This is a genomic window from Nocardia carnea (assembly GCF_029868855.1).
GTDB classification, from domain to species: domain Bacteria; phylum Actinomycetota; class Actinomycetes; order Mycobacteriales; family Mycobacteriaceae; genus Nocardia; species Nocardia carnea_A.
The window spans coordinates 1-2309 of sequence record NZ_JARWOV010000185.1 but is presented as its reverse complement, the minus strand read 5'-3'; the positions used below and the strand labels follow the sequence as shown (position 1 = coordinate 2309).

Genomic DNA, 2309 nt, shown 5'->3' with positions numbered 1-2309 from the left:
GGTGTAGACATTCCGTCAGCGCACCGATAGAGTCGCTGGCGTTCGAATCGATGAGTCCAGAGGCCGGGCAGGTGAACTGCTCCGGAAGATGCAGTACCGCGCGCCCCCCCCGGGGGGGGAGGGGATGCCGGGGGAGTTGGGGCCGGGGCGCCCCCCCCCCACCCCCCCAAAAACCCGGCGCCCCCCCCCGGGCGGGCGCCCCGGGGGCCTGGGGTTTACGAACAAAGGGTTGATGTCAATTCTTTCCACCGGCCGCCTGGGCCGGTGTCGGGTATCGCATCCGGGACCTGCCGGAATGCGGAACCGGTAGGTGACTACTCAGTGACCACCTCCTCGATCGACGGACTTATCTGCGGTACTTGTCGACTTGATTCGCTCGCGCCCCTCCGGGGTCCGGCCGAACTTCGCCGGGATTCGCTTCTCCACCGGAGGGGGCGAGCGGTACTGCATCTTCCGGAGCAGTTCACCTGCCCGGCCTCTGGACTCATCGATTCGAACGTCAGCGACTCTATCGGTGCGCTGACGGAATGTCTACACCCACGAGTGTAAATTTTCGGTATTCGAAGCGAGCGTTTATCTCGAAAAGGTAGACGAGGGGGATCCGGCCGAGTGAGCCCGGCCGGTTCGTTGCCGCTCAGGCGGCGTCGAGAGCCGAGGTGATCTTGCGGGTCATCTCGGACAGGGCGGGGCTCGGTGCGCCCCTGCGGGTCCGGGTGGCCGTTTCCAGGGCGACGAGGACGGTGGCGCGGAAGTTGTCCGCTTCGGCCGCATCCTGCTGTTTCAGCAGGTTCATGGCAGCCGTCAGGGCCGGGAAAACCTGGTCGGCGAGTTCTGCGATGTTCTTGCCCTGCAGGTCGATGTCCTTGGCTTTGACATCGGCGAGCACGTGCCCGACGGAGCCTGTCGCCGTGGCCAGCGCGAGAGAGCCGCCGGTGGCGGCCTTGTGCGCCGAGCCGCCGAATGCGCTGGTGGCGGTGATCAGCGAGACGGCGCCGTACGCGGCGGTCCGCAGGGTGGCCTTGTCCTGGGCGTTGAGGGTGACGGACATGGTGTTCTCCTTGACTGGTGTTTCGGGGCGGCGTCGTGGCCGTTGGAAAACACTTTCGCGGGTGCGGCTGATATCGGCCTGACACCGATCTGATATGCCCACTGACACGGCGTTTTCCGTGGTCCTGGGTGGTTCCGGCCGGCTCCGGGACCACCCGGCCGGTCTCCGCGAGTGCCCGGTGCAGTGCGATGTCCGGTCATTCCGGCCGGGGCGGCACGGCCTCGGGATACCTTCGGATCGACCAGCAATCGGCTCGGAGGAATGTGGTTATGGGCGCAGAGATCAGTGTTGTCGTCGGTGTCGGGGGGATGGGACGGGCGATCGCCGCGCGGATCGGCAGTGGCCGGCATCTGCTGCTGGCCGATTTCGACGAACGCCTGCTGGCCGGCGCGGCCGAACAGTTCACCGAGCAGGGATTCGAGGTGAGCACCCACCGGGTGGATTCCGGAGATCCGGCCTCGGTGGCCGAACTCGCAGCCGCGGCCGCCGCCACCGGGCCGATCCGGCATCTCGTGCACACCGCGGGAGTGTCACCGGCGAAAGCCTCCACCGAGGCCATCGTGCGTGTCGATCTGTGCGGGGTCGCCTATGTGCTGGACGAGTTCGCGCCGCTGATGTCCCCCGGCGGTGCGGGTGTGGTGATCGCCAGTATGGCCGGGCATCTGGCGCAGCTCACCGCCGAACAGGAAACGGCGCTGGCGGTGACACCGACCGCGGACCTGGCCGAACTGCCGTTCTTGAACCCGGAACCTGCGCTGCCTCCGATGCTTGCCTACCCGATGGCCAAGCGCGGGGCGATTATTCGCGTGCAGGCCGCGGCGGGTGCATGGGGCCGTGCCGGTGCCCGGGTGAATTCGATCAGTCCGGGCGTGATCTCCACCGCCCAGGGCCGTGACGAGCTGGCCGGGGAGTCGGGAGTGCGGATGCGGCAGATGATCGAACAGTCCGCGACCGGGCGTATCGGTACCGCCGAGGACATCGCGGCGGCAGCCACCTACCTCCTCGACCCCGCCGGCAGCTTCGTCACCGGCACCGACCTGCTGGTCGACGGCGGAGTCGTCGCGACAATGCGAGCGGGGGGGGGGGGGGGGGGGGGCGTACCCCGGCCCACCCCCGCCCGCCGGGGGGGGGGGGGGGGGGGGGCGGGGGGGTGGGGGGGGGGGCGCCCCCCCGCGGGGGGGGGGCGCGGGGCGGGGCGGGCCGGGGGGGCTCCCCCCCGGCCCGGGGGGGGCCCCCCGGCGGCGGTCGGTCCGCCGGATTT

The 2309-nt window shown here is 69.8% G+C and carries 1 protein-coding gene and 1 pseudogene; one reads left to right on the top strand and one right to left on the bottom strand.

Features of this window, described 5'->3' with window-relative positions; genetic code table 11:
• Positions 1 to 634: 634 nt before the first annotated feature.
• Positions 635 to 1048, bottom strand: coding sequence for a hypothetical protein (locus QH195_RS16450; protein ID WP_280436020.1), 414 nt, complete (start codon positions 1046 to 1048; stop codon positions 635 to 637).
• Positions 1049 to 1317: 269 nt separating this feature from the next.
• Here QH195_RS16450 and QH195_RS16445 point away from each other — a divergent pair.
• Positions 1318 to 2127: pseudogene (locus QH195_RS16445) on the top strand (SDR family oxidoreductase); the annotation flags it as partial.
• Positions 2128 to 2309 lie beyond the last annotated feature (182 nt).

What these genes read in the sequence shown, in the direction of transcription:
- QH195_RS16450 (WP_280436020.1), bottom strand. Translation starts at nt 1,048, where the DNA reads ATGTCCGTCACCCTCAACGCCCAGGACAAGGCCACCCTGCGGACCGCC.